The following is a 23,266-nucleotide window of genomic DNA, read 5'->3' on the forward strand; positions in this document are numbered from 1 at the left end:
TAAATATTTTATATTTGACACCCATTACTGCTTTAATTGTGCCACAAAATCGCGAATTTGCAAAAGCCCTTCTTCTCTGCGTGCAGAATCCTCCAGCAATGGAATGGCTTCCTCCACCTGTCGCACAATGGCACTGCCAACCACAACTCCATCGCAAATGTCTGAAAACCGGACAACCTGCTCACGATTTGAAATACCAAAGCCTATCGCCACCGGAACATCCGTATGCCGTTTGACCTGCGCGATAAAGCCCTCTATACCTTCAAAAAAAGAAGCTCTTTCTCCGGTTACACCCAGCGAAGATACACAGTACACAAATCCTCGGGCCTGACGGGCAATTCGTTCGATCCGTTGTTCAGACGTTGGGGCTACCAGCGGAATCAGATGCACACCTACCTCTGCTGCCCGTCCTCCCAGCTCCTCTGCTTCTTCAAGCGGAAGATCCGGAATAATCAGACCACTGATACCGTGCTCCTGCAAGCCTGCAAAGAAAGCATCCATCCCCATTTGCAATACAGGATTATAATACGTGAACAGAATAAAAGGCAGGCTTGAACCTGCCGCCCTAGCCAGAGACGCTGTCTCCATACAGGTGCGGATTGAAATTTGCCGTTTCAGTGCACGTTCAGACGCACGCTGAATCACAGGGCCGTCAGCCAACGGGTCCGAATAAGGTACGCCTAGTTCCAATATATCGGCTCCGGCTGACTCTAACTGCCGAATGATCTCTATCGTGGTATCCACATCCGGGTCGCCTACCGTCAGAAAAGGAATTAATGCCGTTTTGCCTTCATGTTTAAGGCGTTCAAACGCCTGATCAATTAAGTTCATGACGGATTTCCCCCTAAATACTTGATAATGGAGTCCACATCTTTATCCCCACGCCCAGACAAACAAATAACGATAATATCATCTGAAGTCAACGTAGGTGCCAGCTTGGCGACCTGTGCAACGGCATGTGCCGACTCTAATGCAGGCAGTATTCCTTCGGTACGGCAAAGGAGCTGAAGTGCATCCAGCGCTTCCTGATCAGTAATCGGGACATATTGGGCCCGCTCAATATCTTTTAGGTATGAATGCTCCGGTCCAACACCTGGATAATCCAGTCCAGCCGAGATGGAATGCGCAGGTTGCACTTGTCCGTACTCATCCTGAAGCAGATAACTCATAGAGCCTTGGAAGACTCCTTGCGTCCCCTTGCTCATGGTAGCTGCATGGAATTCCGTCTCGACGCCTTTACCAGCAGCCTCCACGCCAATCAAAGCAACACCTTGATCCTCTATGAAAGGATAAAACATACCGATAGCATTGCTTCCGCCACCGATCGCTGCCACAACAACATCCGGAAGTCTGCCTTCCTTCTCCAAGATCTGACGGCGTGTTTCATCGCCTATCACACGCTGGAAATCCCGCACCATCATCGGATACGGATGCGGACCGACAGCCGAACCCAAAATATAGAACGTGTCATGAACATGGCTCACCCAATAACGTAAAGCTTCATTCCCGGCATCCTTAAGTGTACGTGTACCCGATGTCACCGGAATCACTTCCGCACCCAAAAGCTGCATCCGAAATACGTTCAACTGCTGGCGAACCGTATCCTCTTCGCCCATAAACACTTTGCATTCCAATCCGAGCAATGCAGCTACGGTAGCCGTTGCGACACCATGCTGTCCTGCACCTGTTTCGGCAATGACCTTCTGTTTTCCCATACGCTTCGCCAGCAATCCCTGAGCCAATGCATTATTAATTTTGTGGGCGCCAGTATGGTTTAAATCCTCGCGCTTCAAGTAAATTTTAGCCCCGCCCAGATGTTGACTCAGACGCTCCGCATGATAAAGCGGCGTTTCCCGACCCGAATAGTCTTTCAGGAGTCCGTTCAACTCTGCCTTAAATTCAGGATCATCCGCGTATTTTCGGTAGGATTCCTCCAATTCAATCAGTGCGTTCATCAACGTTTCCGGTACAAAACGTCCGCCAAATGTTCCAAAACGTCCGTTGTTATCAGGTAATTGTGTCATGCCTGCTTCACCCTTTCTACGAATGCTGTGATTTTTGCAATGTCCTTGACTCCGTTCGTCTCTACACCGCTGGAAACATCCAGCCCGTCGGGATGATACTCGCTAATCAGTTTTTCTGCGTTATCGGCAGTCAGCCCCCCAGCTACAAACAGAGGGATTCCGTGTTGATGAGTCCAAGCCTGATAGGCGGGAATTCGATCCCACGCAAACGTTTTTCCAGAACCGCCACCATACAGGGGATCATAGGTATCCAGCAGTAAAGCATCAATCGTCCCAACGTAGGCCTCCAGTTCGTCCGCCCGGCGTTCTGCCTGGCCCTTCACCGTCTGCTCTTGATTGTGCACAGACCAAGCCTTGAATACCTGTATGCCGAAATGTTCCTTAAGCTCCCGGCAACGCTGCGGACTCTCCTGTCCATGCAACTGAATGACATCCAATGGTGCTTTCTCCATCACATCGTTTAACAGTGCATCGTCAGGGTTCACAAATACGCCCACGCTGCGCGGTCTGCTGCCCGAGGCCCATTCATCCAATACGCGAAGCAACTCTCCAGCATGTGCGCCGTCAATCCGGCGCTTGCTGTCAGCAAACACAAAACCTATATAATCGACCGGTAAGTTTACCATAGATTTTAGCACTTCAACGCTTTGAAGTCCACAAATTTTTACGCCCGTTTTGTTCATGCTTTAACCCCGTCCATCAATTCGACTACAGCCTGTCCTACATCTTCCTTACGCATCAGATGCTCCCCTACAAGAATGCCGTGCGCACCTACCGAATGCAGATACTTAACATCTTCCGGTCCTGCAATGCCGCTTTCGCTGATGAATGTAACCCCTTTTGGGATCAGTGAGATCAGCTCCTCTGTCGTCTGGAGACGGGTCTCAAATGTCCGAAGATTGCGATTGTTCACACCAACTAAGGTCGCTGTACCCAGATCCAGCACTGCTTTAAGTTCCTCACTGTCATGCACCTCTACCAACGCATCCAGCCCAAGATCCTTGGCGATTTGCAAGAATGACCCTAAAACATGGGGTTCCAATATCGCGGCAATCAACAGTACCGCATCCGCTCCCAATAGACGAGCTTCATAGATTTGCCGTTCATCAATGATAAAATCTTTTCGCAGCAGCGGAATTTTCACTTGATCGCGAATTTGCTGTAAATATTCAGGACTCCCCTGAAAATACGTAATATCTGTCAGTACAGAAATGCAATCGGCTCCTGCTCCCTCATATGCACGCGCAATATCCACCGGATGGAAATTGGGTCGAATCAACCCTTTGGACGGAGAAGCCTTCTTTACTTCAGCAATCAGCCCGAGCGGACGGTTGCGTCCGCTAGCGATCGCATTTTCAAATCCTCTCGTCACAGGTAAATCTGCAATTAAGCGTTCGGCTTTATTAATCTCAAAATGCTGCTTAAGCTGCTCCACTTCTTGTCGCTTCGTCACCACAATTTTATCAAGATACATATTGATATTCCCCCGTTGCCTGTATTAATTGATCCAGCTTGGAAAGAGCCAATCCAGAGTCGATGGCTTCTGCCGCTCGCGCTACTCCGTCTGTTAAGGTAGCTGCTGCGCCTGAGACATAAATACACGCTCCTGCATTCGCTAGCACAACATCACGATAAGCTCCATGCTCTCCGTTCAAAATTCGCCGTATGATCTCTGCGTTAACCTGTGCATCGCCGCCCAACACCTGATCGAGAGAATGTGTCTGCAAGCCCAGATCGGACGGATGAAGCTCGAACGTGTGAACCTTGCCGTCCTTGAGCTCGGATACTCGTGTGGCGGCCGAAATACTAATTTCATCTAGCCCATCCAAACTGCTGACGACCATGGCTCGTTTGGAGCCAAGCTGGTTCAATACCTCGGCAATCACTTCCGTTTTGCCAGCATCATAAATACCCAGCAACTGCCGATCCGCACCAGCCGGATTCGTCAATGGACCGAGCATATTGAATACCGTCCGCACACCTAGCTCGCGGCGCGGTGCTGCGGCATGCTTCATAGACGGATGATACAGCTGTGCGAATAAAAAGCAGATCCCGATGCGGTCCAGACACGAGCGAGCCTGATCACTTGTCAAATGAATGTTGACTCCGAGTGCCTCCAGGACATCAGCGCTCCCGGCACGGCCACTTGCAGAGCGGTTGCCGTGCTTGGCTACCCGTACAGAAACCGAAGCCGCGATAATAGCGGAAATGGTGGAAATATTAAACTTGTGAATACCCGAACCCCCGGTGCCGCATGTATCCAGTAGACGACTGTTCCCCTCCCCAGCTTGCACTGGACTAGCGTAATTGCGCATTGCTTCGGCAAAACCGGTGATTTCATCTACCGTCTCTCCCTTGAGGCGAAGAGCCGTCAGGAGCCCGCCGATTTGCGCCTGTGTAGCACTCCCACTCATAATCTGTTCCATCACGCTACGGGCCTCCGTACGCGAAAGATGCTGTCCTTCAATGATCCGGCTTAACCCTACTTGTATCATGTCATGTCGTTCCATTGTCGTCTCCTCCTCAGAATCAGATTTTTGTGTTACGGAGTGTACAAATAATCTTGGTTGATGACGCTGTTGTAAGGCTGTGTCGTTGCTGGAAACATCGCTTCCGCCGTGCGGATTGCTTTGAGCAGTGCCTTTGCTTTGTTCACCGTCTCCTGATACTCGCTTTCCGGTACCGAGTCCCACACAATTCCAGCCCCTGCCTGGACATAGGCCCGGTTCTTTTTAAACACAATTGTGCGAATCGTAATGCAAGCATCCATATTGCCTGAGAAGCCCAAATATCCAATTGCTCCTGCATAGGTTCCGCGTGCTTCCCGCTCCAGCTCAGCAATAATCTCCATCGCCCGTAGCTTTGGAGCTCCGGATACGGTGCCGGCCGGCAGGCAAGACAGGAAAGCATCGAAGAAATCTTTGTCCTCACGCAGTTCGCCCGACACATTCGATACAATGTGCATCACGTGGGAATAGCGTTCAATCTCCATGAATGTATCGCATTTTACGGTGCCAAACTGGGATACACGTCCCAGATCATTTCTTCCCAGATCTACCAACATCAGATGCTCTGCACGTTCTTTTTCATCCTTCAACAATTCTTCAGCAAGCGCCGCATCTTCGGTTTCCGTTACGCCACGCGGTCTCGTTCCTGCAATCGGTCGGGTCTCTACACGGCCGTTTTCCACCTTGACGAGTGCCTCCGGCGAAGTGCCTACGATGATCTCGTCATCCATTTTCAGATAATACATATATGGCGACGGGTTCATCGTGCGCAGCACGCGGTATACCTGTAGTGGAGAGGCCTCTGTATCGATGTGAAAACGCTGGGACAGTACAACCTGAAAAATATCACCGGAGCGGATATACTCCTTTGCCTGCTCCACGTTTGATATAAATTGTTCCTTTGTCACATTGGATTGGATCTCACCCAGTTCCACATCATCAGGAATGGAGGCAGAGCCTAATCGCTCTGGTGGGGACTGCTTGCGCAGATACTGCGCCGTGTTCTCCAACTTGCGTTCCACATCTGCATAAGCAGCACGAATGTCCTCCTCGCGGAACCCTTCACCTATATGAACATTGCCAACCAGCAAAATTTGCTGTTTCACATGATCAAAGACAATGACTTGATCGCAAAACATAAAACGAATATCATCCATATTCAAATCATCTACCGAGTGCTCTGGCAGCTTTTCGTAGTATTGAAGCAGGTCATATCCAAAAAATCCGATAGCCCCGCCTGTAAATGGAGGCATGTCTTTCAGTTTCGGACTACGGTATTTACGAAGTAATGCTTTGAGCGCTTCAATCGGCTTGTCACTTAATATTTGCCGTTTACCGTGTTGTTCCAAAATCAATCGACCTTTTTTACCTGAGACCATCAGAAATGGGTCTGTTCCGATGAAGGAATGTCGCGCCCACTGCTCGCCTCCCTCTACACTCTCCAGCAGAAAGGCACGGTCCCGCTCAGCATACCGACGGAAAATCCGAATCGGCGTCTCCATATCAGCCAGCACTTTTTTGTACACAGGAATCAGGTTAAATTCATTCGCCATCGCTATCACTTGCTCCACATGCGGCGTTAACATGAGATCACTTCCTTTCCAAATTGGCGCAGAACCCAATGGAGAGAATAAAAAAGCCTCTACCCGTAAGGTAGAGGCTGTCAGTTATTGAAATTATAAGAATGCTCCATATGTAAAATGATCACAGCAAATAGAAAAGCATACACTTATCCCTTTTGCATAACCGCGCAGGTTACCTCAAATAAGCTTCTCTTTATGAAGAAGGTCTCTTCACGGACAAAAGCTTACCCGCTACCGCTGGTCTCTGTAATCTCATATGGAATTGGCTAGACTACACTCTTCTCATCTCAACTCTGCTCTGGCTAACTCTACTCTACTCAACTCTGCTACACACACTATATCTCATGGAATGTTACTTTGGCAACCATCAACTTAAAAAATGGACGATTATTTCCCTTGGGAAGCCAGATCTGGTCTTAACATCTGTGCTCCGTTCAAATATACATGTTTCATTTCACGCTGAGATTTATCGGTATTCACCTGTACCATCAAACGGATGCACTTGGGCAAGCTACCAGCTACAGGAATTTCTAATGCACACATGAGCGGAACCATGTCCCAGCCGTCAAGCTGACGGATGGCCATGGCTGGAAAGGCAGCATCCAGGTCATGGGTCACCGTTATCCATACATTACTAATATCCTCCGGCTGAATTTCATTGTAGGATACGATTTCCTCCAGTAGTTGGCTTGTTGCTTCCAAAATTTCGTTTGCTTCATTATTCGTCACGGTCGTCGCGCCACGAATTCCACGATTGTACATCGTTACGCCTCCTCTTTTAACTGTTCAATGACTTCCCGGATGTAAGAGACGGAAATATCCTTCACAACCTCCACACGCCCAATACTGCGTGGGACAACGAAAGTAATACTGCCTTCTTTGAATTTTTTGTCATGCATCATCGCTTCGAGCAGTTGATCTGTATCGAGATGTGACGGAAGAGAAGTCGGTAAGCGCAGCGATGACAGCATATCCTTCGTTTCGTTTACCAAAGAAGGATCAGCCCCCAGCTTCACACCCAGTAGTGCCGAGCCAACCATACCAATAGAAATGGCTTCCCCGTGTAAAAACTCACCATATCCCGCAATCGCTTCAATCGCATGCCCAATCGTATGGCCTAAGTTTAAAATAGCGCGCAAATCATTTTCTCGTTCATCACGCGACACAATTTCGGCTTTAATGGAGCATCCCTTCTCCAGCCCGTACTCCAGTGCCGTCGCATCCAGTCCGAGCAAATCCGTCGAATGTTCACGGCACCACTGAGCAAAATCAGCATCCCAGATCAAGCCATGCTTGATCATTTCAGCAAGCCCTGCAGATACCTCGCGAGGAGGTAATGTTGACAACGTATCTACGTCATACAGTACGAGTTCCGGTTGATGAAAGGCTCCTATCATATTTTTCGCCAAAGGATGATTGATGCCGACCTTACCACCCACGCTGCTGTCATGGGCAAGGATAGTAGTTGGAACCTGTACGAACTTGATGCCTCTCATAAAAGATGCCGCCACAAATCCAGCCAAATCACCCACCACACCACCACCAAGAGCGATAACAGCTGAATTGCGATCCAAACCGCCCTCAATGGCTGCTGTTATACCCCGCTCAAATACAGCAAGCGACTTGGATGTTTCACCTGGCTTAACGACAAATGATACCGTTTTGTACCCCGCCTCTTGAAGATTGCTTTCCAATGTTGCCAAGTAGAATCCCGCTACATTTTCGTCTGAAACAATCAATAATGGGCTTTTTTGTGCAATTCCTCGTTCCTTCAACGACTCTCCGGCTTGATGCAGCAACCCACGTCCGATAAGAATAGGATAAGAACGTTCGCCAAGCTGTACCGTCAGCGTACTCATCTTAGTATTGCTCCAGTTGTTGTTCATAGGATGCAATATTCGCGCGGATTTCTTCAATTGAATCCCCGCCGAATTTCTCTAGTAAAGCTTTGGCTATCTCCCAAGCTACCACATGCTCCATGACTACGCTTGCCGCTGGTACCGCACATGCATCCGAACGCTCAACCTGTGCAGTGAACGCTTCTTTCGTATCAATGTCGACGCTTTGCAGCGGCTTATAAAGTGTGGGAATTGGCTTCATAACGCCACGAACCACCACTGGCATTCCGTTGGTCATGCCACCCTCAAAACCACCCAAACGATTCGTACGACGGTGATATCCACGTTCCTCATCATATAAAATCTCGTCATGCACCTGTGAACCGCGCAATTCTCCTGCTTCAAACCCAATGCCGATTTCCACACCTTTAAATGCATTGATCGACATGACGCCTTGTGCGATACGTGCATCCAACTTCCGATCATACTGTACATGACTGCCCAGACCAATCGGAACACCTTCCACGATACATTCCACTACACCACCGACGGAGTCACCTTCTTGCTTGATCAGGTCAATGTAGGCTTCCATTTTCTTCTCCGTTTCTGGATCGGTTACTCTTACCGAAGAAGCTTCTGTTACGGCAATCAGTTCATCAATCGGCAAATCGCGATAAGGAGCTTCGATTTCACCAATGCGGATGACCTGACCTGCCACCTTGATCCCGAACTCAGCCAGCAATTGACGAGCCAACCCGCCACATGCCACACGAATTGCTGTTTCCCGTGCACTGGAGCGTTCCAACACGTTACGAAGATCCTTCAGGTTGTATTTCATTCCGCCATTCAAATCCGCATGACCCGGACGCGGCCGATGAACCCGACGCTTTTCTTCATCACTGCCTTCAATAGGCTCAATATTCATAATATTCTGCCAGTGCTTCCAATCGTTATTTTCCACAACTAGTGCAATTGGTGCACCTGTGGTATATCCGTGACGTACGCCACCAGCAATCTTCGCCGTATCTTTTTCAATCTGCATACGCCGCCCCCGTCCATATCCTTTCTGACGACGGTGCAACTGAAAATTCAATTCTTCAAAATCCAATTTCAAATTACTCGGCATACCCTCTACAATGGCAGTTAGCTGGGGACCATGCGTTTCCCCCGCGGTTAAATAACGTAAACTCATGACGCGTTCCCCCTTTAAACTGTTAAACTGTGCATCGCTAAAATCTTTAACTGTGCTTCATTATAGTATACGCACCTTTCTTTGACAAGAAAAGCCACGTCTGAGGCAGATAAACAAAAAAACACGTCCCTCAGCCAGAAGAGCTAAAGGACGTGCACTGTTGATAAGCCAACCATCCATTACTTAAGAATAGAAATAAGTTCCTACGAAACGATGGATGATATGTACAGGCTTATGCTTTTTTGCGATAAAAAAAGGTTTCAGTCGATTCCAGCCCATATTGGTTAGGAGAAAAGATTTGCTCGGTACTGCCGACAAATAAAACACCGCCGGGACGAAGGCTGGCAGCAAACTTTTGATACAACGCATGTTTGGCCTCTTCTGTAAAATAAATCATAACATTTCGACAGATAATGAGATCATACCCATCCTCAAACCGATCCAGCAGCAAGTTTTGCTTTTGAAATTTCACAGCCTGTTTTAGACGGTCATCAATCCGATACATGGCACCATCTGGTTTAAAATATTTGCTAGCTACCTGCTCAGGCACATCCTTGAGCGAACGCTCCAAATATTTACCTTCCTTGGCTTTAGCCAATGCACCATCATCAATGTCGGAAGCTGTAATAGAGCAATTTCCTAAAATTCCTTTACCGTCGAGAACCATAGCCAGGCTATAGGGCTCTTCACCAGTCGAGCAGGCCGCACTCCACAGCTTAAGCTTCTGCTTTCCTACAAGCAGCTGTGGCAAAATGATATCCCGTAGCACTTCCCACCGATTGGGATTTCGCCAAAACTCGGAAACATTGATCGTCATACGATCCAAGAATTCATAGAATAGAGGTTTTTCCTTCATCATGGCATCATAAAAAGAAACAAAACTGGGAAACCCGTTTTTGTTGCGAAGCGTCGTTAACCGCCTTTTCATCTGTGCTTCTTTGTATTGTGCAAGATCAATACCTGTGCTGTCCTTGATTTTGCGGATAAACGCTGTGTAATCGGGGTCCGTCTGACCCAGTTCCAGATCCGTCATGCTACCATCCTTCTTCATACGTAATTAAACTTACACCCAGGTCGCTACAGTTTTTTCATACCGAACCAATTCTTCTGGTGTGAAAAAATTTGCAATCTCGCGCTCTGCGCTCTCCGGTGAATCTGAACCATGAATGAGGTTAAACGGTGTATGTGCAGCAAAGTCTCCACGAATGGTGCCCGGAAGAGCCTCTGTTACTTGTGTTTTACCAATCAGCAAGCGGGAAAGCGTAACAATGTTATCCCCTTCCCAAACCATGGCAAATACAGGTCCTGATGTGATAAAGCCTACAAGCTCTTCAAAAAAAGGCTTGCCCACATGCTCCGCATAATGCCGCTCTGCTTGTTCTCTAGATACCTGCACAAGCTTGCCAGCCGCCATTTTGAAGCCCTTGTCTTCCAAACGACTGACAATACGTCCAATCAGTCCGCGTTGTACACCATCCGGTTTAACCATCAAAAACGTACGATCCATCGGCTCACTCCCAATCCAATCTAATGTATTTATACAGTACTAATCTGTATTGTAACAGAAAGATTGGAAACGGTTAAAGTATTTTGTCACAGCAAACCTAAAATACAACTTTAGTAGGAACGGCGTGTTACAAAATGAGCAATATCGCGCAGCGTCTTTTTTGTTTTGACATCTGGTAGTAAGTCCAGCGCGTTCAGCGCTTTATTAATATATCGGTCGGCGAGAATTTCAGCTTTAGTGATTCCTTCACTTTTTTTGATCATATCCACCGCTTTACGGGCGTCTCCTTGCCCGTCCCCATCCTGAATTCGCCGAATTTCAGCCAGCAGATCATTCCGCAGTTCGGGTTGTTCAAGCGCATAAATGACCGGAAGTGTAATATTGCCCTGTCTCATATCACTGCCTGGCGGCTTGCCGATCTTTTTTTCTGTTCCACACAGATCAAGCAAATCATCCTGAATTTGAAAAGCCATACCTACGTTATAGCCATAGCTGTACAACAGTGAGTTGACTCTTTCCCGTGCTCCTGCAGCCATAGCTCCCAACTGGCAGCTGACCGCAATCAACAATGCTGTTTTGCGCCGTATGCGAAGCAAGTAATTGCGTACACTCTGATCCACATTAAAAAAATCACGTATTTGTTCCATTTCACCAATCGACATCTGCACCAACGCCTTAGACAGCACTCGGTGAATATCAGGATTCGGCAGCCCAGCAGCAATAGATAGTGCGCGTGCATATATGTAGTCTCCGGTGTACATAGCCACCCGATTGTCCCATTTGGACTTCACGGTGGGTTGGCCGCGTCTCATTTCCGCATCGTCAATCACATCATCGTGAACGAGAGAGGCAGAATGAATCAGTTCCAGAGGTACCGCTATGCGCTTGAGCTTGTCCAGATCATATTCTCCAAACTTGCCCCCCAGCAATACAAATACGGGACGCAAACGCTTGCCCCCTGCTTTAAGTAGATGAAGCGACGTATCATTAATCAACGGCTCCCTACTGTCAATGCTGCGGTACAGCTCTTCTTCTATGAAGTTCATATCCTTTTTTAATAAACCGAACAAATCCAATCGTTTCATTCTTTCACCCGTGTCAGCGTATTGTCACTCCAGAGAAGCGGCTTCACTCGTCGGTCAAGCAGCCCCAGTTCATATGCATACTTAAAATAAAGCTCTAAACCTTGTTGTTGCTTCTCTCCAAAATCATAACACAGATTCGTAAAGTAGCGCTCCCAATAATCTTCTGAACCTCCAATTTCCTTGCAAGCTTCAGAAATAACAGGTGTCAGGTCAGACAGACTACGCTGTTTGCTTACGCGGAACGCACTCGCAATTTCAGCCACTGCAGCGGGATTCTGAGCAGCAACAGCACGTCGAACTGCCCATACAGCAAAGGTCATACTATAGCCCGTCCAGCGTTTCCACTCTTCCCCGAGGTCGGTTACGTACAGGCCCTCACTTCGCCAGGAAGCCTTGATCGCGTGATCTCCAATCAGCAGCCCTGCATCTGCCTGTTTCAGCATCAAATCAAGATCCGGTTCACAATCAAAGTAAGTAGGCTGACCTTCCCATGCCTTTTGCATCAAAATTTTCAACAAGTTCACCGATGTGGCTGAAGTATTCGTCAGTGCAATGGTGCCGTTAATGATTTCATTTAGCGGCTTGCGTGAAAATAGTAAAATGGATTGGACTGGACCGTCTGCACTAACGGATAAATCGGGCAACAGCAGCATTTCCTCAGCACCTGATGCATACGCAAAGGAGGACATCGCACTCATATCCAAACTCCCTTTCAGCATGCCTCGATTCAATTCAGCCGGAACTTTGGAAACCATCTCCGCCGAATGGAGAAGCTCTGAAGGATTAAAGTAATGAAAAATAGGCCAGGCGTTTGTATATTTAATTTTTCCGATTGTGATTGTCTTGGTGTCCGGTATCGGCATCGGAATCCCCCCATCTCGTAAACAGTTGATGTTCTATACGCAAGCTGTCTAATACTTTGCCTACGAGGAACAGTACAATATCATCCAGCGTCTTTGGATGAAAATAAAAAGCTGGCATGGCCGGAATCATTTTGACGCCGAGTCTCGCAAGCTTAAGCATATTTTCCAAATGAATAGCATGCAGCGGTGTCTCACGAGGCACAAGGATTAGCGGACGACCTTCCTTCATCATCACATCTGCTGCACGTGCCATGAGATTATCAGACGAACCGTGGGCTACCGCTGACAACGTCCCCATCGAGCACGGCATGATAATCATGGCATCTACTAAATAAGAGCCACTCGCTATTGAAGCTCCAATATCTGTGAACGGATGGTATACAAGAGAACCGGGACGGCCTCCGAATTGTTCATTCAAAGCTCCTTCCCGGTCGGTCACATTCCAGCCCAGCTCCTCTTTCAATACCCGCCAGCCAGCATTAGAAACAATCAGGTGAACTGTATACTGCAAGTCCAGCAGTGTCTCTACTAGTCGTACACCATAAATGCTTCCGCTCGCACCTGTAATGCCAATAACGATTCGTTTGCCTTGATGGTTGCTCACCTGATTATTCATTAGTATTGACGCACCACCAAATCAATCAGTGTAAAAGCAAATACGACAATGCTAAGTACACCGTTCATAGTAAAGAATGCTGTCTGCAAACGACTCAAATCTTTTGGAGATACGATATAGTGCTCATAAAATAAAATAATGTATGAAATAATCATGCCCGCCAGATACCACCAGCTTAAATCTGCGATAAAGAACAGCACAATAAATCCGATCGCCGTAATGACATGGAACACACGGGCGATGTTCAGAGCACCTGCTACACCAAAACGGGCAGGAATAGAATAAACCCCTTCGCTCTGGTCAAAATCAATATCCTGACAAGCATAAATAACATCAAAGCCAGCGGTCCAAAATGCAATCGTGAGATAAAGTACGATAGCAGTTAAATCCATTTGTCCCGTCACTGCAACCCACGCGCCTAGCGGCGCCAAACCAATGGTCAAACCGAGTACAAAGTGGCACAGCCAAGTAAAACGCTTGGTGTAAGAGTAAAAAACAAGCATAAAAAAGGCCAGCGGGAACAGCTTGAACGCCAGCGGACTTAACTTGAATGAGGCCCAAAATAACAACAACAAGCTAACGATGATGAAAATCACCACTTCGCTCGATTTGAGCAGCCCTGCCGGAATAGCGCGTCCTGCTGTACGCGGATTTTTCCCGTCAATCACACGGTCAATCATACGATTGAAGCCGAAGGCTGCGCTACGTGCGCCAACCATAGCCAGCAAGATCCAACCGATCTGCGGCCATGAGGGAAGGTTGTCCGTCACGACAACTGACCCCAATACAGCCCCCATAAATGCAAATGGGAGCGCAAATAAAGTATGTTCAATTTTAATCATTTCCAAAAAAATGGCAATTTTCTTAAACATGCTGACTCTCCTTGATTCCAATATGCAATGCCGCAATGCCTCCGGTGAGAGAATGAGCCTGAACATCCTTCAATCCGACTTCACGAAAGATGTCAGCCAGTTCATCCCTTCCTGGAAAAAGCGCCAACGAATCAGGGAGCCATTTGTACTGCTCATAACGTTTGGCGAACAATTTGCCGAGCATGGGCAAGATGTGCTGAAAATATGCGTAGTAAATTCCCTTGAACGGCTGCCAAGTAGGTTTGGACAACTCTAGACATACAACCTGCCCACCAGGTTTGACGACTCGTTGCATTTCCTGCAACACGCGGCGCAGATCAGGTACATTGCGTAGACCGAAACCAATCGTCGCATAATCAAATGAATTGTCTTCAAAAGGTAGATCCATCGCGTTGCCTCGTACAAGCTTGATTTGCTTTTCGCGGGATTCTGATGTAATCTTGCGCTCGCCAACATTTAGCATGTTCTGGCTAAAATCCAATCCTACGATGTGACCACTTTCACTTGCACGCGCCATCGCAAGCGTCCAGTCACATGTCCCACAACAAAGGTCGATTGCCGTATCGCCGTGATGCATGTTCATTTTTTTCATTGTAAATTTCCGCCAAGCCTTATGTCTGCGAAAGCTCAGTATATCGTTCATCAAATCGTATTTACCGGCTATACTTTCAAACACGCCATGAACGAATTGCTCTTTCGGCTTGGTGTCGCTTGATCCCATGACGTTCACCTAACCTTCCCTCACAACCGGGTGCGAACTGTTTAGCAGCTTCAGGAAAGGCTCAAGCATGCATTCAAATTCCTCAATCCCCGTGTTTTGTTCATCTGACAGGGTCTGCCGGATGTGTGTAACAGCCGTGCGAAGCTTGTCCAGTATCGCATCCTCGGCTTTGTATTTCAGCATAAGCTTACGCCAAACTGCTGTTTCAGTACCACCCTCTGAAAGCAGTGCCTGCTCATGCTGGTCTCCGTTACCGTAAATATGCCAGAACATATATCCGAAACGGGACTTGTCTGGTTCTGCCCGTTTCTCCCATTCCTCCACCAGCGTTTCACAGACAGCGAATTCATTAAGAAGCTGCTTCCAGACTTCCTGATCCTGTTCTGCAATAAGGGAAGTCAATGATAAAAAAAGCTCCTGTTTGAAGCAAACCATCTGAGATAAATACTGAGCGGCATTCAATCGAAAATGCTTCATCTCCCAGTACAAGCTCATTTTCCCTGCGTTCACTTCACATACAGCATCACTCAGCTTCGAAATAGCCTCGATTCGGCCTGCCATTGCGAGTAGCTGATAAAAACGGCTACTGAAGTAGTCACCGGCTAACACTTTCAGCTGTCTGGAACGCATCTCTTCCGGACTTCGTATACCGGATAAAGTATCAATCATATCATGCGTATCCAGTCCCATCTGCACAAGTGATGTAACCAAAGCGTACAGTTCATCCTCACTGGCATGCAGCCCTTGCGCATTCCGGTTCAAAAACTCAAACAGCAAACGGGTACGGCTGTCAGGAAAAGCCGGCATTTCCGTATGTTGTTGAATCATGTCGTATTCCACATATTTCCTTGCTAATTGAGGTACGCGATACGGTTTCATCCTAAGCCTCCGAGCCATGACTTTCTGGTATACTCAAATAATTGCAATGCCTTATATTATATCACAATTTAAAATGATTCGCGACTAAAGTACTGTAGGTCCAGCGGTAGAAACATCTAGTTTGTATATACACCGCTAAACCTGTTTTGCCACATAGGCGTTACTGTAATGCGGAAACGAGATTTCAAATCTTCTGGCAGTTCAGCGCCTTCCCGATTTCTAAGTTGTTCCAATGCCTCGTTCGTCCACTCGTTCCGGCGTATATCGGATGCCAGCAGCAAATGGCGTTCTCCTGACCATTCGTCCTGCGTCACCACCCGCAACAGCAATTGCCGTACATTCGTCGTTCCGTAAAAGCTAAAGGCGGCAAGCTCCGCCATGTTTTGATAAATCTCCAGTGGTGTGGTTTCTTCCTTGGACAGCTTAACATCGATGGTCAGGACTGAATGTTCCCAGCTTACACTTGTAATCGGTGTGGTTAATGGAAGCTCATTCAGTGTGTCTACCAGATTGTCATCCGTCAGCAGTACTCGTTGCTGGGGCGAAATTGTCGCCTGTGTTTCACGAACTGCTGCGGTACCCGAGTCCAGCATCTGTAAGGACGGCAGCAATATTGCTGCTGCGGTGGTTATGAGAATGGAACCACCGAGTACAATCCAAGGTTTCATCAGAGCCTCCCCTGACCCCTACCCCATAATGTGGGTTTGCTACGGTAAAGGTCCTCACTCTCATTGTACAACAAAAAAAAGCAGGCTATGCCTGCATTTTACTCCTCCGTATCTACAACACCGTGCTTGGTCATCACCACGGCCTTGCCGCGAATTTTGATGGCAGAAGTATGATCCGTAAATTGAACGATCATCACCTCGCCCTTGTCCAATTTTTCTGAGTGATGCAGGCGTGTATCCTGACCTCTCGTCAGACCAAAAACCTGGCATCCATTGCTTTTTGCTTTAATTACGACGTACTCACTGCTGCCCGTCACATTATCTTCCATGTCCTTTTCCTCCCTGAGAGCCGAAGCTATATTTTTATGATGGAGATTTAAGCTTGTTTTGTCAACTACCTGCTTCCCACGCTGCCTGCAACAATTAGTGCTTCCTGTGCCATACTATCTGTGCAGTCCCATCTATTAACGAAAGGAACGGATCGGATGGAAAACTATCGTCCCGCCAATCTCAGTCCTGCTCAGATAGAGCAGCTTCAACGGCTGGAACATGAATTTGCCGAGCTGACAGGTAAACCCCTGGTGCTGATTGCTTATGCCTCGCGAAACGGCAAGACACCTTCCTCTTCTTCAGTCCATAGCACCTCTACCACAAAGTAAATAGGACAAAAAGAAAAGGCCGTGAATCAAATTCACGGTCCTTTCAGCGCATTGGGAATATGTAAGAAATCTTATTTAATTCCGTCTTTGAGCGCTTTACCCGGTTTGAATGCCGGAATTTTGCTCGCAGGGATTTCGATTTCTTCTCCTGTTTGCGGGTTACGTCCTTTACGTGCGGAACGTTCACGAACCTCAAAGTTCCCGAAACCTACCAGTTGTACCTTGTCTCCGTTTTGCAGTGCTCCAGCGATCGCTTCAAATACTGCATCGATTGCTTTGGTTACGTCCTTTTTGGACAATTCAGTGCTCTCAGAAACCTGATTGATCAAATCCGTTTTATTCAACATATTCACCTCCCAATTCAAGTGTAGTCCAGCATTAAGGTTATCGGTGTGCTCCACCGATAATGAAGTCGCCTGTATAAAATAACCCGGGCGGCATACTGCCTTCCATAATGTTATCATCTGTTTCCGTTTCGTCGTTAAATATACATAGAATATACCTAACCACCGCCATATAGGCCGAAACTGGCGTTTTATGGCACCCTTCTTGCGTGGAACAAGGTTTATAGTAATACAGTCGACAGACAATTTCAAGTACGACGACGGTTCAGTACGTAAAAAGTAACAGCCAGCGCAAGCACCAGCACTACTCCTTTGACAATGTCATGGGCAAAATATTGCACATTCATCATGGTCAGTCCATTAACTAATACGCCGATTAACACTGCACCAATAAATGTACCAATAACATTGGGTTTACCCGCACCAAACACTGAAAAACCGACGAATACTGCAGCTACCGCCTCCATAAGTAAGGGAGAGCCAGCGTCAATTTGACCCGAGCCTACACGCGAGGCATATAAAATACCGGCAATTGCCGCAAATATGCCTGAAGCAATATAGGCCAGTGTACGGACCTTTTTTACCCGTATACCTGACAGACGAGCAGCCTCCTCATTCCCGCCAGTTACATACATTTGACGCCCGTGCTTTGTGTAGGTCAAGAAAACATGCACCGCTGCCACAGCTAGCAACAGTAAAATAACCGAAATCGGGATACCCAACCATTTACCCTGCCCCAGTAAAAGAAATGCTGGAGATATCTCGCCTGGCGCCTTGCTGCCATCAGGAAACTGCATATGATTGTAGATGGTATAGCCTTGTGCGTATGTTTGGTGAATCCCGCTAACGATATACATAATGGCTAGAGTTGCGAGCAAATCGGGGATACGCAGTTTAATAATCAAAAGTGAATTCAACAGCCCAACCAAAGCTCCAACAATCAGAGATACAATAATAACCACTGCAACAGGCTGTTCATACCAGACCATCAACGAGGCTGAGACGACCGTCGTCAAGGATACCGTTGCACCAACCGACAGGTCAAAACCGTCTACAATAAGTGATAAAGTCACACCAATGGCCACGAAAGTCACAATCGCAATGGAGCCAAGAATATCCATCAAATTATCATACGTCCAGAAATAAGGTCATGTGGCTGAGAAAAACGCCAACACACCTATAATGACAACTACAGCACCGTAACGAAACGAGACATTTAACCATTTTTCCTTCATGAATGCACCTCTTCACCACCGCTGGCGTACAACAGAAGCTGTTCCTGTTCGACTTCGCCTCGCGCAAATTCCCTTATTATTTTACCGTCATACATGACTGCTATCCGATCACCAATGCCTATACCTTCCGCGAATTCACAGGTAAGATAAATGATTGCTTTTCCTTGTGCAGCCAATTCTCCGATGATACGGAAAATATCGCTTTTTGCCCCTATATCCACACCCTTGGTTGGCTCGTCAAAAACGAATACATCCGCACCGGAATGAAGCCATTTTCCTATCGCAACCTTTTGCTGATTCCCACCGCTCAAATACTTAACATTCTGGCGCAGTGAAGGCGTCTTAATACCAAGAGAGGCGACAACCCCATTACCGTTATTACGTTCTTTATGCCGACTGATGAAACCCAGGACACTCAGCTTGCCCAAGAGCGGAAGACTAAGGTTTCGTTCCACGCTCTCCTCAATCAAGACCCCCTGCTTACGCCGCTCCTCGGGTATGGACACAATTCCTTGAGCTACCGCGTCCGCTGGCTCACGCATACGAATGAAGCGCCCCTTGAAGGTCAGCTCCCCCACATCAGGCTTGTCTGCCCCCGTAAGAAGTCGTGACAGTTCCGTCTTGCCCGCACCGACCAAACCCACAATAGACAGAATTTCGCCACGTCTGACCTGCAAATCAACGCCGTGAACCCGCAATCCCTTACGGAGTCCTTTTGCTTCCAATACCGTTTCACCAATAGGTACCTCTGTTTTCGGAAATTCCTCATCAAATGTTTTCCCAAGCATATACGTGATAATGTCGCCTACATTTAAATCAGAAGCAGGTCCCGAGAACACGCGCTCACCATCACGCATCACCGTAATACGGTCACTGTGCGCGATGACCTCCGGCAATCGGTGCGTAATGAGAATACATGCTACTCCCTCATCCTTGAGGGTATGAATGGTGCGGAACAAACGCCTCGTTTCTTCCTCGCTCAGCGGTGCCGTTGGCTCGTCAAAAATGATAGTATTCGCCTGCTGTGTCAAAATCCGTGCGATGAGTACAAGCTGCTTTTCTGCCAACGTCAATTCTGACACGTATCGTCGTACATCTATATCAACCTCCAGACGCGCTAATGCCTCACGTGCTCGCCTGCGCATGGACGCTGGTGCAGCCCACCATCGACCATCAGGTACAGACAAATCGTCCATTACAATATTTTCCGCGACGGTTAACTGAGGCACAAGTGCCGAATCGACTTCTTGATACACGCAGTGAATTCCGGCTCTTTTGGCTTCCCACGGTGAACGAATAATCAGCTCCTTGCCATCCACAACGATCGCTCCCTGATCGAAACGATACGCACCTGACAAGATTTTCATTAATGTGCTCTTCCCTGCCCCGTTGGCACCTAGCAGAGCGTGAATTTCGCCACCCTGCACCGTAAAATCCACGGCTCTCAGCGCATCTACACCAGCAAACCGTTTGCTGATCTTCTTCATCTCCAATGTATATACTTGTGTACTCATGAATGTCCCCTCACTCCCGCTTATGATAAAAGCGCGCCGAAGCGCGCCTTTGCATTTGCGTTATGCATCCATTTTATTTGGACGTTTCATATTCCTTCATCCAATCCTTGTAGCCCTGCTCACTCTTGCCCCATCCTTTCACAAATTGAGACAACTCGGATGTGGAAATTTGCTTATCTGGCAACTCTTCGCGCTGTACATATACTGCCTTCAGCACAACTTTCTCCTCAGGGTTATCCCCATGCAACTTCTGGTATGCATAGCGCACTTGTACGCGCCCGATATCTGTTGGATCTACGGCTGCTGAAGCCACCCACGGGTTTTTCGGGTCCTGAATCATTTGCAAATCTTCATCACTCATATCAATCCCATAAACTTTAATTTCCGTACGCCCAGCTTGTTGTATCGCACGAGCTGCACCTTTGGCAAATTCATCCCAAGCCGCCCACACTGCTGTAATTTCACCCTTAGGATATTGCTTTAGCACAGCTTCCATTTTGGCTTGCGTATCCAAAGCAGGATTCTGAGCCGAACCAAAAGTTGCAATCTCTTTAATATCTGGATTGGCTTTCAAAAATGCGTCATAAGCAACCTGACGGCGCTCCATTGGTGCAAACCCAGCAACCCATACCTTCACAATGTTTCCTTTGCCACCGATGTCCTTTTTCATTTGCTCAAGCGTCAGCTCCGCCATGCTTTGATCATCCTGTGAAAGCACTACCGCACCCGGAACATTGACCGCAGCATCGAACACGATAACTGGAATATTGCGGGAAATTGCTTTTTTGAGTCCTGGCTCCAGCAATGCGTCACCGTGGTCAGTCAAAATAACATCAAACTGCTGGTTAATCGCACTATCTAGCAAAGAAGCCATTTTAGCCTTATCGTTATTGGCAACAAACTTCGTCAGCGTACCGCCAAATTTCTTAACCTCATCTTCCACACCTTGAACATACTGCTGCGAAAACGTACCTGTATTAAACTCCATGATCAAAGCAACCCGTTTACCCTTTAGATTCGAACTATCTGTTTTTCCATCTCCTGTATTCGTTCCTGCAGTGCCTGTCCCTTGAGCGCCGCTTTCTGTTTTCGGCGCGCCACATGCTGTGACCAGTATAATCAGCACCAGCAGCATGATGGCTCCGAGCCCTAGCTTCTTGTTTTTTTGGAGCCCTTTTTGGATATACATGATTTGTTTCCCCCTCGTTCCAAGCACTAATATGTTTTAAATTTGATACTTAATATATCGCGTTAAACCAAGTATGTAAATAGGTTTTATTAAATATAGAAAAATACCGCAAAGAGCAGTCAGCTCTCTACGGTATTTCCCTTACACATTTTTAGTTATAGCTTAGCCTTAAAGAATTATAGCAATAAGACCACCAGAACCTTCGTTAATAATGCGACCCAGCGTTTCTTGAAGCTTGTAGCGTGCATTGTCCGGCATCATGGCAATCTTGCCTTGAATACCTTCACGCACAATAGAATGCAGCGAACGTCCGAAAATGTCAGATTCCCATATTTTGATTGGATCATTCTCAAAATCTTGCATCAGGTAGCGTACGAGCTCCTCACTTTGCTTCTCTGTTCCGATAATCGGAGCAAATTCCGATTCCACATCGACACGAATCATGTGAATGGAAGGGGCTGTCGCTTTAAGCCTCACGCCAAATCTTGTACCTTGTCGAATCAACTGCGGTTCGTCCAGTGCCATCTCGGCCAGTGACGGAGCTGCAATACCATAACCTGTTGTCTTGACCATTTCCAGAGCCTCGGCAAAGCGGTCATATTCACGTTTAGCGTGGGCAAAATCCTGCATCATTTGTAGCAAATGATCCTTGCCACGAATCTCTACCCCAACGACTTCAACCAAAATCTGGTCATACAGCTCATCAGGCGCATACAAATCAATTTCCGCTACGCCCTGCCCCATATTCATACCGCTTAATCCGGCTCTATCGATGAACTCATACTCCATAAACTGGCTGACCACCCGATCTACATCACGCAGACGTCGAATATCTTTAACCGTATCACGAACGGAATTTTCATAGTTGCTACGCAGCCAGTGATTTTCGTTCAATACCATAACCCAGCTCGGCAGGTTCACATTCACCTCATGCACCGGGAATTCATACAATACTTCACGAAGTACACCCGTAACATCATCTTCCGTCATGGTCGCCGCGCTGAGTGTCATGACTGGAATATCATACTTGGCAGCCAGTTCACTGCGAAGTTGGAGTGTTTCATCACTGCGTGGATGCGTGGAGTTGATTACCAGAACAAATGGCTTGCCAACTTCCTTCAACTCTTCAATGACGCGTTCCTCCGACTCTACATAAGAGCTACGCGGGATTTCAGCAATGGTGCCGTCTGTGGTGACTACCACACCAAGTGTCGAATGTTCTTGAATAACCTTACGTGTACCGATTTCTGCCGCTTCCTGAAAAGGAATGGGTTCTTCAAACCATGGTGTAGAGATCATCCTTGGACCATTTTCATCCTCGTAGCCTTTTGCACCTTCTACTGCATATCCCACACAGTCAACCAGACGTACATTCACGTCCAGTCCTTCCGTTACTTTGATCTGGACGGCATTATTCGGTACGAATTTAGGTTCCGTCGTCATGATCGTCTTCCCTGCCGCACTTTGCGGCAACTCGTCTACGGCGCGGGCACGGTCCGCCTCACTCGTAATGTTGGGCAGTACAATCGTTTCCATAAACCGCTTGATAAACGTTGATTTTCCTGTTCGGACTGCGCCGACGACCCCAAGATAGATGTCTCCTCCGGTGCGTTCGGCAATGTCTTTAAAAATGTCCACTTTCTCCAATGAAATCCCCTCCTCAAAAGTCTCCGAAGGAAAAATGCTTAAAGAGCATCCGCTTCGTGTTCAACCAACTGCTTGATCCCAGATGCGGCAGAACAGCCTTTAAAATGCCCGGAAGTCGTCCGCCGCCGAGATTCAGGAGACTGATGGAATCGGCGAAACGGCGTAAACTCGTACATGCATTTGGACTGATACCATCATATGTATCCCCTCCGTAAAATATGTTTAGTTTTTTAAAAATAGATTACGTCACCGTGATCATTGCAGGAACGATATTTTACGTTTGGGTCCACTCACCTAATATATGCACAGCAAGATTTCCCCAT

The 23,266-nt window shown here is 47.4% G+C and carries 24 protein-coding genes and 1 pseudogene; 1 reads left to right on the forward strand and 24 read right to left on the reverse strand.

Features of this window, described 5'->3' with window-relative positions:
• Window positions 1-24: 24 nt before the first annotated feature.
• The 19 genes from trpA to mtrB all read right to left on the reverse strand — a co-directional run bounded on the left by trpA (window position 25) and on the right by mtrB (window position 16,684).
• Window positions 25-831 carry a tryptophan synthase subunit alpha gene (gene trpA / locus ACH59B_RS14655; RefSeq protein ID WP_016822199.1) on the reverse strand — a complete coding sequence of 269 codons (807 nt, stop codon included), beginning with the start codon at window positions 829-831 and terminating at the stop codon, window positions 25-27.
• Window positions 828-2,024 (reverse strand): tryptophan synthase subunit beta, encoded by a 1,197-nt coding sequence (gene trpB, locus ACH59B_RS14660; RefSeq protein WP_016822200.1) that lies wholly within the window; start codon window positions 2,022-2,024, stop codon window positions 828-830. The genes trpA and trpB overlap by 4 nt, the downstream gene beginning before the upstream one ends.
• Complete coding sequence (locus ACH59B_RS14665; protein WP_016822201.1) at window positions 2,021-2,707, reverse strand: phosphoribosylanthranilate isomerase; 687 nt, start codon at window positions 2,705-2,707, stop codon at window positions 2,021-2,023. The genes trpB and ACH59B_RS14665 overlap by 4 nt, the downstream gene beginning before the upstream one ends.
• A complete protein-coding gene (gene trpC / locus ACH59B_RS14670; protein ID WP_404301928.1) occupies window positions 2,704-3,498 on the reverse strand; it encodes an indole-3-glycerol phosphate synthase TrpC in 795 nt (264 codons plus the stop codon). Before trpC ends, ACH59B_RS14665 begins: the two co-directional genes overlap by 4 nt.
• Complete coding sequence (gene trpD / locus ACH59B_RS14675) at window positions 3,488-4,534, reverse strand: anthranilate phosphoribosyltransferase (RefSeq protein ID WP_126666179.1); 1,047 nt, start codon at window positions 4,532-4,534, stop codon at window positions 3,488-3,490. The genes trpC and trpD overlap by 11 nt, the downstream gene beginning before the upstream one ends.
• Before the next feature lie 32 nt (window positions 4,535-4,566).
• Entirely contained in the window at window positions 4,567-6,117 is a 1,551-nt protein-coding gene (trpE, locus tag ACH59B_RS14680) for an anthranilate synthase component I (protein WP_016822204.1), read from the reverse strand.
• Between the two features lie 384 nt (window positions 6,118-6,501).
• A complete protein-coding gene (aroH, locus tag ACH59B_RS14685; RefSeq protein ID WP_016822205.1) occupies window positions 6,502-6,876 on the reverse strand; it encodes a chorismate mutase in 375 nt (124 codons plus the stop codon).
• 2 nt (window positions 6,877-6,878) lie between these two features.
• Complete coding sequence (gene aroB, locus ACH59B_RS14690) at window positions 6,879-7,973, reverse strand: 3-dehydroquinate synthase (protein WP_117289641.1); 1,095 nt, start codon at window positions 7,971-7,973, stop codon at window positions 6,879-6,881.
• A 1-nt stretch (window position 7,974) separates the two neighbouring features.
• On the reverse strand, window positions 7,975-9,144 hold the full coding sequence (gene aroC, locus ACH59B_RS14695; protein ID WP_019687864.1) for a chorismate synthase: 1,170 nt from the start codon (window positions 9,142-9,144) through the stop codon (window positions 7,975-7,977).
• Between the two features lie 232 nt (window positions 9,145-9,376).
• A complete protein-coding gene (locus tag ACH59B_RS14700; RefSeq protein WP_013371673.1) occupies window positions 9,377-10,177 on the reverse strand; it encodes a protein-glutamate O-methyltransferase CheR in 801 nt (266 codons plus the stop codon).
• Between the two features lie 30 nt (window positions 10,178-10,207).
• Window positions 10,208-10,651 carry a nucleoside-diphosphate kinase gene (gene ndk, locus ACH59B_RS14705; protein WP_013371674.1) on the reverse strand — a complete coding sequence of 148 codons (444 nt, stop codon included), beginning with the start codon at window positions 10,649-10,651 and terminating at the stop codon, window positions 10,208-10,210.
• 110 nt (window positions 10,652-10,761) lie between these two features.
• The gene (locus ACH59B_RS14710) at window positions 10,762-11,736 is read right to left on the reverse strand and encodes a polyprenyl synthetase family protein (RefSeq protein WP_107733426.1); all 975 of its coding nucleotides are present in this window, start codon (window positions 11,734-11,736) and stop codon (window positions 10,762-10,764) included.
• Complete coding sequence (locus ACH59B_RS14715) at window positions 11,733-12,599, reverse strand: menaquinone biosynthetic enzyme MqnA/MqnD family protein (RefSeq protein WP_107733425.1); 867 nt, start codon at window positions 12,597-12,599, stop codon at window positions 11,733-11,735. The genes ACH59B_RS14710 and ACH59B_RS14715 overlap by 4 nt, the downstream gene beginning before the upstream one ends.
• Window positions 12,556-13,215 carry a UbiX family flavin prenyltransferase gene (locus tag ACH59B_RS14720; RefSeq protein ID WP_016822210.1) on the reverse strand — a complete coding sequence of 220 codons (660 nt, stop codon included), beginning with the start codon at window positions 13,213-13,215 and terminating at the stop codon, window positions 12,556-12,558. The genes ACH59B_RS14715 and ACH59B_RS14720 overlap by 44 nt, the downstream gene beginning before the upstream one ends.
• Complete coding sequence (locus ACH59B_RS14725) at window positions 13,215-14,087, reverse strand: UbiA-like polyprenyltransferase (protein ID WP_016822211.1); 873 nt, start codon at window positions 14,085-14,087, stop codon at window positions 13,215-13,217. Before ACH59B_RS14725 ends, ACH59B_RS14720 begins: the two co-directional genes overlap by 1 nt.
• A complete protein-coding gene (locus ACH59B_RS14730; protein WP_017427546.1) occupies window positions 14,080-14,808 on the reverse strand; it encodes a demethylmenaquinone methyltransferase in 729 nt (242 codons plus the stop codon). Before ACH59B_RS14730 ends, ACH59B_RS14725 begins: the two co-directional genes overlap by 8 nt.
• Window positions 14,809-14,817: 9 nt before the next feature.
• Complete coding sequence (locus tag ACH59B_RS14735) at window positions 14,818-15,687, reverse strand: heptaprenyl diphosphate synthase component 1 (RefSeq protein ID WP_404301934.1); 870 nt, start codon at window positions 15,685-15,687, stop codon at window positions 14,818-14,820.
• A gap of 116 nt (window positions 15,688-15,803) precedes the next feature.
• On the reverse strand, window positions 15,804-16,355 hold the full coding sequence (locus tag ACH59B_RS14740) for a hypothetical protein (RefSeq protein ID WP_016822214.1): 552 nt from the start codon (window positions 16,353-16,355) through the stop codon (window positions 15,804-15,806).
• 98 nt (window positions 16,356-16,453) lie between these two features.
• Window positions 16,454-16,684, reverse strand: coding sequence for a trp RNA-binding attenuation protein MtrB (gene mtrB / locus ACH59B_RS14745; protein ID WP_013371682.1), 231 nt, complete (start codon window positions 16,682-16,684; stop codon window positions 16,454-16,456).
• A gap of 156 nt (window positions 16,685-16,840) precedes the next feature.
• Here mtrB and ACH59B_RS14750 point away from each other — a divergent pair, with 156 nt between their 5' ends.
• Window positions 16,841-17,014, forward strand: a complete 174-nt coding sequence (locus ACH59B_RS14750) for a hypothetical protein (protein WP_186290444.1) — start codon at window positions 16,841-16,843, stop codon at window positions 17,012-17,014.
• Window positions 17,015-17,085: 71 nt separating this feature from the next.
• Here the strand turns inward: ACH59B_RS14750 and ACH59B_RS14755 are convergent, their stop codons facing one another.
• The 5 genes and pseudogenes from ACH59B_RS14755 to spoIVA form a co-directional block, all read right to left on the reverse strand.
• Window positions 17,086-17,358, reverse strand: coding sequence for an HU family DNA-binding protein (locus tag ACH59B_RS14755; RefSeq protein ID WP_014599981.1), 273 nt, complete (start codon window positions 17,356-17,358; stop codon window positions 17,086-17,088).
• A gap of 248 nt (window positions 17,359-17,606) precedes the next feature.
• A pseudogene (locus tag ACH59B_RS14760) lies at window positions 17,607-18,593 on the reverse strand (ABC transporter permease).
• Complete coding sequence (locus tag ACH59B_RS14765; RefSeq protein ID WP_016822217.1) at window positions 18,590-20,107, reverse strand: sugar ABC transporter ATP-binding protein; 1,518 nt, start codon at window positions 20,105-20,107, stop codon at window positions 18,590-18,592. Before ACH59B_RS14765 ends, ACH59B_RS14760 begins: the two are co-directional and overlap by 4 nt.
• Before the next feature lie 73 nt (window positions 20,108-20,180).
• On the reverse strand, window positions 20,181-21,296 hold the full coding sequence (locus ACH59B_RS14770) for a sugar ABC transporter substrate-binding protein (RefSeq protein WP_017427541.1): 1,116 nt from the start codon (window positions 21,294-21,296) through the stop codon (window positions 20,181-20,183).
• A 168-nt stretch (window positions 21,297-21,464) separates the two neighbouring features.
• Complete coding sequence (gene spoIVA, locus ACH59B_RS14775) at window positions 21,465-22,943, reverse strand: stage IV sporulation protein A (protein ID WP_017427540.1); 1,479 nt, start codon at window positions 22,941-22,943, stop codon at window positions 21,465-21,467.
• Between the last annotated feature and the right edge of the window lie 323 nt (window positions 22,944-23,266).

The organism is Paenibacillus sp. DP01 (assembly GCF_044784315.1).
Taxonomy (GTDB): domain Bacteria; phylum Bacillota; class Bacilli; order Paenibacillales; family Paenibacillaceae; genus Paenibacillus; species Paenibacillus polymyxa.

Bases quoted from the DNA above. Each gene is read 5' to 3' on its own strand.
- aroC (WP_019687864.1), bottom strand. From the start codon at position 9,144: ATGAGTTTACGTTATTTAACCGCGGGGGAAACGCATGGTCCCCAGCTA.
- mtrB (WP_013371682.1), bottom strand. From the start codon at position 16,684: ATGGAAGATAATGTGACGGGCAGCAGTGAGTACGTCGTAATTAAAGCA.
- trpC (WP_404301928.1), bottom strand. From the start codon at position 3,498: ATGTATCTTGATAAAATTGTGGTGACGAAGCGACAAGAAGTGGAGCAG.
- ACH59B_RS14715 (WP_107733425.1), bottom strand. From the start codon at position 12,599: ATGCCGATACCGGACACCAAGACAATCACAATCGGAAAAATTAAATAT.
- aroB (WP_117289641.1), bottom strand. From the start codon at position 7,973: ATGAGTACGCTGACGGTACAGCTTGGCGAACGTTCTTATCCTATTCTT.
- ACH59B_RS14740 (WP_016822214.1), bottom strand. From the start codon at position 16,355: ATGAAACCTTGGATTGTACTCGGTGGTTCCATTCTCATAACCACCGCA.
- ndk (WP_013371674.1), bottom strand. From the start codon at position 10,651: ATGGATCGTACGTTTTTGATGGTTAAACCGGATGGTGTACAACGCGGA.
- trpA (WP_016822199.1), bottom strand. From the start codon at position 831: ATGAACTTAATTGATCAGGCGTTTGAACGCCTTAAACATGAAGGCAAA.
- ACH59B_RS14735 (WP_404301934.1), bottom strand. From the start codon at position 15,687: ATGAAACCGTATCGCGTACCTCAATTAGCAAGGAAATATGTGGAATAC.
- ACH59B_RS14665 (WP_016822201.1), bottom strand. From the start codon at position 2,707: ATGAACAAAACGGGCGTAAAAATTTGTGGACTTCAAAGCGTTGAAGTG.
- trpB (WP_016822200.1), bottom strand. From the start codon at position 2,024: ATGACACAATTACCTGATAACAACGGACGTTTTGGAACATTTGGCGGA.
- ACH59B_RS14765 (WP_016822217.1), bottom strand. From the start codon at position 20,107: ATGAGTACACAAGTATATACATTGGAGATGAAGAAGATCAGCAAACGG.
- ACH59B_RS14700 (WP_013371673.1), bottom strand. From the start codon at position 10,177: ATGACGGATCTGGAACTGGGTCAGACGGACCCCGATTACACAGCGTTT.
- ACH59B_RS14730 (WP_017427546.1), bottom strand. From the start codon at position 14,808: ATGGGATCAAGCGACACCAAGCCGAAAGAGCAATTCGTTCATGGCGTG.
- ACH59B_RS14750 (WP_186290444.1), top strand. From the start codon at position 16,841: ATGGAAAACTATCGTCCCGCCAATCTCAGTCCTGCTCAGATAGAGCAG.
- trpD (WP_126666179.1), bottom strand. From the start codon at position 4,534: ATGGAACGACATGACATGATACAAGTAGGGTTAAGCCGGATCATTGAA.
- aroH (WP_016822205.1), bottom strand. From the start codon at position 6,876: ATGTACAATCGTGGAATTCGTGGCGCGACGACCGTGACGAATAATGAA.
- ACH59B_RS14725 (WP_016822211.1), bottom strand. From the start codon at position 14,087: ATGTTTAAGAAAATTGCCATTTTTTTGGAAATGATTAAAATTGAACAT.
- ACH59B_RS14720 (WP_016822210.1), bottom strand. From the start codon at position 13,215: ATGAATAATCAGGTGAGCAACCATCAAGGCAAACGAATCGTTATTGGC.
- ACH59B_RS14710 (WP_107733426.1), bottom strand. From the start codon at position 11,736: ATGAAACGATTGGATTTGTTCGGTTTATTAAAAAAGGATATGAACTTC.
- ACH59B_RS14770 (WP_017427541.1), bottom strand. From the start codon at position 21,296: ATGTATATCCAAAAAGGGCTCCAAAAAAACAAGAAGCTAGGGCTCGGA.
- trpE (WP_016822204.1), bottom strand. From the start codon at position 6,117: ATGTTAACGCCGCATGTGGAGCAAGTGATAGCGATGGCGAATGAATTT.